This window comes from Bacillus sp. C30 (genome assembly GCF_040838255.1).
In the GTDB taxonomy this organism is placed as follows: Bacteria; Bacillota; Bacilli; order Bacillales; family Bacillaceae_G; genus Bacillus_A; species Bacillus_A mycoides.
The window spans coordinates 1-6,450 of record NZ_JBFPJH010000188.1; the positions used below are offsets into that span (position 1 = coordinate 1).

6 protein-coding genes and 1 pseudogene are annotated in these 6,450 nt (G+C 36.4%); all 7 read right to left on the reverse strand.

The window, feature by feature from the left end; translation table 11 throughout:
• Window positions 1–90: 90 nt before the first annotated feature.
• A complete protein-coding gene (locus tag AB3X49_RS15800) occupies window positions 91–402 on the reverse strand; it encodes an AzlD domain-containing protein (protein WP_367963217.1) in 312 nt (103 codons plus the stop codon).
• Window positions 393–1,097 carry an AzlC family ABC transporter permease gene (locus AB3X49_RS15805; RefSeq protein ID WP_483298784.1) on the reverse strand — a complete coding sequence of 235 codons (705 nt, stop codon included), beginning with the start codon at window positions 1,095–1,097 and terminating at the stop codon, window positions 393–395. Before AB3X49_RS15805 ends, AB3X49_RS15800 begins: the two co-directional genes overlap by 10 nt.
• A 13-nt stretch (window positions 1,098–1,110) precedes the next feature.
• Window positions 1,111–1,947 carry a TrmB family transcriptional regulator gene (locus AB3X49_RS15810; protein ID WP_367963222.1) on the reverse strand — a complete coding sequence of 279 codons (837 nt, stop codon included), beginning with the start codon at window positions 1,945–1,947 and terminating at the stop codon, window positions 1,111–1,113.
• Between the two features lie 178 nt (window positions 1,948–2,125).
• Complete coding sequence (locus AB3X49_RS15815) at window positions 2,126–3,424, reverse strand: NtaA/DmoA family FMN-dependent monooxygenase (RefSeq protein ID WP_367963224.1); 1,299 nt, start codon at window positions 3,422–3,424, stop codon at window positions 2,126–2,128.
• A 169-nt stretch (window positions 3,425–3,593) separates the two neighbouring features.
• Window positions 3,594–4,397: a flagellar basal-body rod protein FlgG gene (locus tag AB3X49_RS15820; protein ID WP_367963227.1), complete on the reverse strand. Its 804-nt coding sequence runs from the start codon at window positions 4,395–4,397 to the stop codon at window positions 3,594–3,596.
• Between the two features lie 43 nt (window positions 4,398–4,440).
• Window positions 4,441–5,751 (reverse strand): flagellar biosynthesis GTPase FlhF, encoded by a 1,311-nt coding sequence (flhF, locus tag AB3X49_RS15825; RefSeq protein WP_367963229.1) that lies wholly within the window; start codon window positions 5,749–5,751, stop codon window positions 4,441–4,443.
• A gap of 14 nt (window positions 5,752–5,765) precedes the next feature.
• Window positions 5,766–6,450, reverse strand: a pseudogene (gene flhA / locus AB3X49_RS15830) (flagellar biosynthesis protein FlhA); the annotation flags it as partial.

Here is a 6,450-nt window from a genome sequence, read left to right on the forward strand (position 1 = left end):
ATATTGCTCCTATCGTTAAAAGTATCATAACACCACCCCTATATATTTCATGTTATTACACCTTTCGCTATTATATGAGCTGAATCCTTTTTAGAAAAATAAACGTAACAAAATAATCACAATGACGCCTGTTAATACTGTTCCTAATAAACTACGAGTATATATTGCAACAAGAAATGTTGGAATTGCTGCAATAAGGTAATCCCACTGCACCGTCTCGTGCATAAATAGTACTTGAGCTAAGAGTGCTGCTAATATCGCAATTGGTATGTAATTTAACCATTTTAAACCCCAGTCTGGAATTTGTAGTTTGCTAAATACGAGTAGAGGTAAAATACGTGGCACGAGTGTAACTGCTCCTGCTGCTAGTAAAAGTAATAATACGTCTAATCTCATTTCCATTTTTCAATCCCCACTCCAATCGTCGCAGCTAATAAGGTTGCAATGATAACTGCTATACTATCTGGCATAAATAAGTGTGAAACATATGCAATAATAATAGCTACAATTGCAACAGTAAGATGAATTGCTAGTTTCGGTTTGCTACTTATAAGCTGAAGAACAAATAGTCCGATAAACATTGCTGGTAATGCATAATCCATCCCGTACGTATGTGGATCTGGTATCCATTCACCAAAAAGCCCGCCGATAATCGTAGCGATAATCCAATTTAAATATGCTGTTACATTAAGCCCCATCATCCATTTCTCGCCTAAATAGCCTTTTTGCGCTGCTTGTTGCACTGCAACACCGAAAGTTTCATCTGTAATTTGCGAACCAATTATTAAGTTTTTAAATAGAGGAATCTTTGTGAAGTAAGGTGCGAGTGCCGCACTCATTAATAAGTGGCGTAAATTAACAAAGAACACGGTAAAAATAATTGCGGAAGCAGGAGCACCAGCTGCATACATACCAGCTAATATAAATTGGGCAGAACCTGCATAAATTAAAGTGGACATAAAAGCAATTTCAATGATGGAGAAACCAGCTGTTTTCGCAATAACACCAGCCGCTATACCAATGCTCAAATATCCAAATACAGTTGGTAAACAATCCTTTACACCTTGTTGAAATGTATCCTCGCTCTGCAATGTCATATGTGCCTGAGCTTTATTCACCTTTCTCTCCCTCCATTTCTTCCATACTACGTTTTCCTGTTACGACGTGAACTAAATCTATATTTTCTCGCCATAACGTATCTAATTTATCAGCTCCAAATTCCTTCGTAATCTCTTCCACCATAATGTCATGCCGCACATACTCCGTAGCAACGAGAACTAAAGCTGGGTCGTACGTTGTAACAGCCCATGAAGTGCTATCATTTGAGAAGTTGGCAATTAACACTTCTTCCCCATCACGTGCGATAACAGTTAAATGACCACCCATTCTCTTTTCAACAACGTGAGGCGTCATATAATTATGATGAAATGTCGCTCCTATTTTTGTTTCTGGAGCACCAAATAAGATTGAAAATATATGTACTCCTTCCGCTTCCTTTTTATGAATAAGCGGTTCAATCTCATGCACTTGATCTTCCCATATAGAAATCCATAACTCTTCCTTTGCTCTACTAATTATATTGCATATTTCTTTCAAAACACGATCATTTGAGCGAATATGCGAAATTACATCAATTTGTCGCTCCTGCTCTAAACAATTTAATTTTCGGTCTAAAAATTCAAATGATTTCTCGAAATCTTTTCGCATTCGATCCATTAATTCAGTAGCTGGTACTGGTACATATTTCACTGGTTCAGAAGGAACTAAATGTACTGCACCTTTATCCATCAACTTGCCAAGTACTTCATAAATCATTGAACGGGGTACACCTGTTTGTTTACTAACTTCATAACCTGTTACTGGATAATGTTTTAATAAACCAATATACGCTTTACATTCATATTGAGAAAAACCTAACTTTTGTAATTCTTTTATAATTTCATCCATCGGTAATCCCTCACAATCTAAATAACTCTCATTTCAAAACGATGCATTTTATATTAGTAGTTATTACTATACCTACTAATATAAAAAAGAAGACTTATAAAGTCAATTGATAATTCTGAAATTTTAAAACGAAATAAAAAGCCTTCTTGTGAAAGGCTTTTTGTACATACTATTCCACTTATTTTAACTGCAAAGTATTTGATATGTTCCCCTCCAGATGCTCACGTAAGGTTGAACCTGTATACTCTTCCCTAAACACACCTGCTCTCACGAATAAAGGAATGACTTCACTAAAGAACAAATCCAATGATTTTGGAGGCCCCCCTGGAATTGCAATAAATCCATCTAGTGCCCCTGCTTCAAATCTTTCCATAATTTGCTTACAAACATCTTGTGGTGTGCCAATAGCGACCCAATGAGCAGAACCAACAACTTCTGGTCGTTCTAGTATTTGCTCAACAGTTGGTTCATTTTTTATGATGAAATTCCGTAATAATTCGGCATGTGTTTTACTACGTACAGCTTGATTTCTACTTGGTAGCATATGTTCAGTAACCTTACTTTCTAATGGCATCCCTCTAACATCTAATCCGAGAACCATTTCGAGTAAAGCGTACCTCTTCTCTTTTGTAAGGTGTTGATGAGCTTGCCTGTGCATTTCTAGCGCTTCTTCATATGAATCGCCAATAAAGAAATATAAACCAGGCAATACACGTATATCATCTTGCTTTCGGCCATGCTTTTCTGCTCTTCTTCTTAAATCTTGACGAAGTTCAATTCCTGTTTCTATATCTGGCATCGCGGCGAAAATTGCATCCGCAACAGAAGCAGCGAAATTCCGGCCAGACTCTGACGCACCCGCTTGAAATAAAGGCATTTCCCCAGAAATATGTTGCGGAACATTAAGTGGACCTTTCACCTCAAAGTGTTCCCCACTATGCTCAATTGGCTGTACCATTTCTCTAATTACGTCTGCGTTGTCTTCTTTCAAAACTTCATAAGGATGACTCCTCCAAAGTTTTCTTACTAGCTCTGTACATTCTGCCGCTTTCGCGTATCGTTCCTCGGATGGTGGCATCCCTGCCTCACCAAAGTTTTCAGCACCATCAATTGATGTGACAATGTTCCAACCTACTCGGCCGTTACTAATCCAATTTAAAGATTGTAGTTGCCTCGCTAGTATATATGGTGGATAAAATGATGTTGAAGCGGTCGTAACCACTCCAATCTTTTCTGTCGCATAAGCAATTGCAGTAAAAAGTAATGTTGGATCTAAAATTACATTCCCCTTATTACGTGCAATTAAATCTGGATGTGCCACTAAATAATCCGCTTTAAAAACAAAATCTAACTTAGCCTTTTCTGCCTGTAGTGCCAACTCTACTTGTTCATCTATCCCTGAATTAAACATACTCTCTTGTTCTTTCTTTCTAGAAATCAAACATAGTCCAATGCAAAGCTGTTTTTTTGTAGACATATGTACACACCTTCCCCTTAGTTTTTAATTCACCTAGTTAAACAAGTGATGCGACCATCACATCTTGTATTTTTTATAACGCATAAAACGATAATGATTATCAATATCATTTTATGATGTAACTGAAATAAAAGCAACAACAAAAAAGACTCCCGCTAACGGGAGTCTTTTATCTCAATATTTCATTTGCTTCTTTTTCATAAATTTTATCAAATGAAGTCATAATACGCTGCGATGCTTGAATCATTTTTTGATTCGTCATAAGGTCAGCCATTTCTTTCGTCATATCCACATTTGAATTTTCTAGCATATGATTACGTACTGCCCCTGTTCCATTCGGTAAATCAGCAACGTTTCCTTCTGCTAGTGTAAAACTTTTATTTTCACGTTGTACGAGGCGAGCGTTCGTTTCTACGTCTACTGTTTTCGTTTGCAATTGTGCAATTACTATTCTCTTAATATCTGGATCTTGCAGCGTTCCTTCGTTAATTTCTCTATAAATTTCTCCATTATTAGATACGAAGAAATCAACATTTTCAGGAATACGAATACGTTCATTATTTACATCCATAACATAAGCACCTGCAGATGTTTGTAAATAACGATCACTATTTACTGTAAAGCTTCCGTCTCTTGTTAAAAATGTTTCATTATTTTTAGAAGTAACGAAAAATGATGATGTGCCAGCCGCACCGTCGTCTAAAAAGAAATCTGTAGCACTATTTGTCATTTGTACATTTCCTTGTACTAAGTTCACATGCGTCGCAGCTGGTATGACAGCGTAATCGACCGAGCCGATATTTGTCGCCGATCCGTCTCCGCGGCGATATGTGTCTTGCACATCAAATACTTTAGACGTCATGTTTTCTGCTTTAAATCCTGTCGTTTGGGCATTTGCAACGTTATTTGAATGAACATTAATATGCTGCATGTAATTCATCATACCCATAGAACCTATATAAAGACCGTTCATACTCGTTTGAATAAGGCAAGTGCCTTATTCTTCACCTCTTTTCTTACGATGTTTGTAACATTTGTTTTGCTAAATGTTCAGCTGTAGCGATATGTATATGTTGCTTCACGTCTTGTCCATCTGTCATTAATACAATTGGAGCTGATGATACAGCTGGAATTTTCAACAATTCACCACTACTCGCTGTTTCATCAAATTTCGTAAACACGATACCATCAATATGAATATCTTTAAAGTTCGTAATGATTTCAATCATGTCTTTACTTTTCATAGAAGCTGATAATGTTAAACAAATATAATCTGGCTCTACTTGTCCCATCGTCTCAATCATTTCTTCAACCGTTTCTGACGTACGATAATTCTTCCCGGCTGTATCTATTAATATATAATCGACGCGCGCTTCTTCTTTAAAATAAGTGAGCGCCCTTGTCATAGCTGCTTCATCTCGCACAGCGATTACTTCTGACCCAATTGTTTTTACGTAATCTTGTAATTGCTGCACTGTTCCAATGCGAGAGTGGTCCGTCGTAATAAAACCAACTGTTTTTCTCTTAGCGTGAAACTGCCATGCCATTTTCGCAAGTGTCGTCGTTTTTCCAACGCCAGTTGGACCTATTAATGCAATCGTTTGTACTTCTTTTTCAAATACGTTTTCAGTATTGAAATGAGATCTCATATCTTCCAATATGTATCCGATGACTTCCTCTTCTGTAATCATCGTTGCATTCTCAAACTTCACTTTTAATTTTTCAGCATATGCATGAATGAAATATTGTTCCACATCGTTTTGTTCTAACATCCGAATTACTTTTTGAATAATAAATGGCACAGATTCCTGCTTTTCTTTTTTTACAACTACTTCTTCTTTCTTTACAGGAATAGCTTGTTTCACAGTAGGCTGTTTTTTCGTTACTTTCGTCGCCTCCGTATGTTTCACAACGACAATCCCTTTTTCAAACAGTTGTAATAGTTTCTCTTTTTTTCTTGCCCATTCTTCACTATTTCCTGTTTGCATCGCTGCGTACGGCATAGAAGTCGTTACGTTTTCTAAATTGTGCAGTACCGATTGAATTCCATTTGCCTTCACAATTTCTTCTGAAGGTTCATTTACAACATCCATTAATTGTTCATGAAATTGAGTTACGCCTTCGTTACTTTCTTCCTGTTTATCTTCAGGAAAAGCGACTAACATTTCATAATTCTTCTTCCAAAAAAACGGGATGTTTCGTTTTACACTTTCATCGACAACGTAGTAATAATCTGTACCATATTGGTCAAATAACTTTCGATACAATTCATTTTTCGAAGCTGCTTTTATTCGCATTAACGCTTCTTTTTTTTCTGTACTTTCCATTACTTCACCCCCTACTATTCAATATAAGCAATTTGATCTACAACAATTTCTGGTGCTAATTCACTAATACATAATACTTTAGCTTCTATTTGATAACGTTCAAGAAGTCTCACAATCGCAAACCTGAAATCTTTTCTGCGTGTTAATAATACTGGCTCTCTTCCCATTAAACGAGCTTGTTTGAAAACGCGCTGTACTTGCTCTACTACTCGCGTTTCTAAATCTAAATCCCAGTTTAATAAATAACCTTGGTATGAATTATTAACAACATCCGCATCTAACTCGATTGAATCAGCGAAAAGCGCTGCATAAATTTTTCCATCAGGATTTTTCGCACTCTCACAAATAACTTTTGAAATACATTCACGAACAAATGCAGTGACACCATCAACATGGTTTTGATAAATTTCTTTCCCGTCAATAATACCTTCAATAATTGTTGGTAAATCACGAATTGAAATTCCTTCTTTCAGAAGTTGTTTAATAACATTTTGCACGAGTGATAAATCGATTTCTTTCTTCTTAATTTCTTCTAATAAAACGCCATTATCAGTTTCAAGCGAGTTAATCAAGTCTTTCACATGTTGACGCTGAATTAACTCATGAAGATTACGCCTAACGACAACATCTAAATGCGTAATTAATAGGTTCTGGTGCAAAAACACTAAAGCTTGTGCAATGAATCTGTAAATCTTGGAT

Bases quoted from the DNA above. Each gene is read 5' to 3' on its own strand.
- AB3X49_RS15815 (WP_367963224.1), bottom strand. From the start codon at position 3,424: ATGTCTACAAAAAAACAGCTTTGCATTGGACTATGTTTGATTTCTAGA.
- AB3X49_RS15810 (WP_367963222.1), bottom strand. From the start codon at position 1,947: ATGGATGAAATTATAAAAGAATTACAAAAGTTAGGTTTTTCTCAATAT.
- AB3X49_RS15805 (WP_483298784.1), bottom strand. From the start codon at position 1,097: ATGACATTGCAGAGCGAGGATACATTTCAACAAGGTGTAAAGGATTGT.
- flhF (WP_367963229.1), bottom strand. From the start codon at position 5,751: ATGGAAAGTACAGAAAAAAAAGAAGCGTTAATGCGAATAAAAGCAGCT.
- AB3X49_RS15820 (WP_367963227.1), bottom strand. From the start codon at position 4,397: ATGAACGGTCTTTATATAGGTTCTATGGGTATGATGAATTACATGCAG.
- AB3X49_RS15800 (WP_367963217.1), bottom strand. From the start codon at position 402: ATGGAAATGAGATTAGACGTATTATTACTTTTACTAGCAGCAGGAGCA.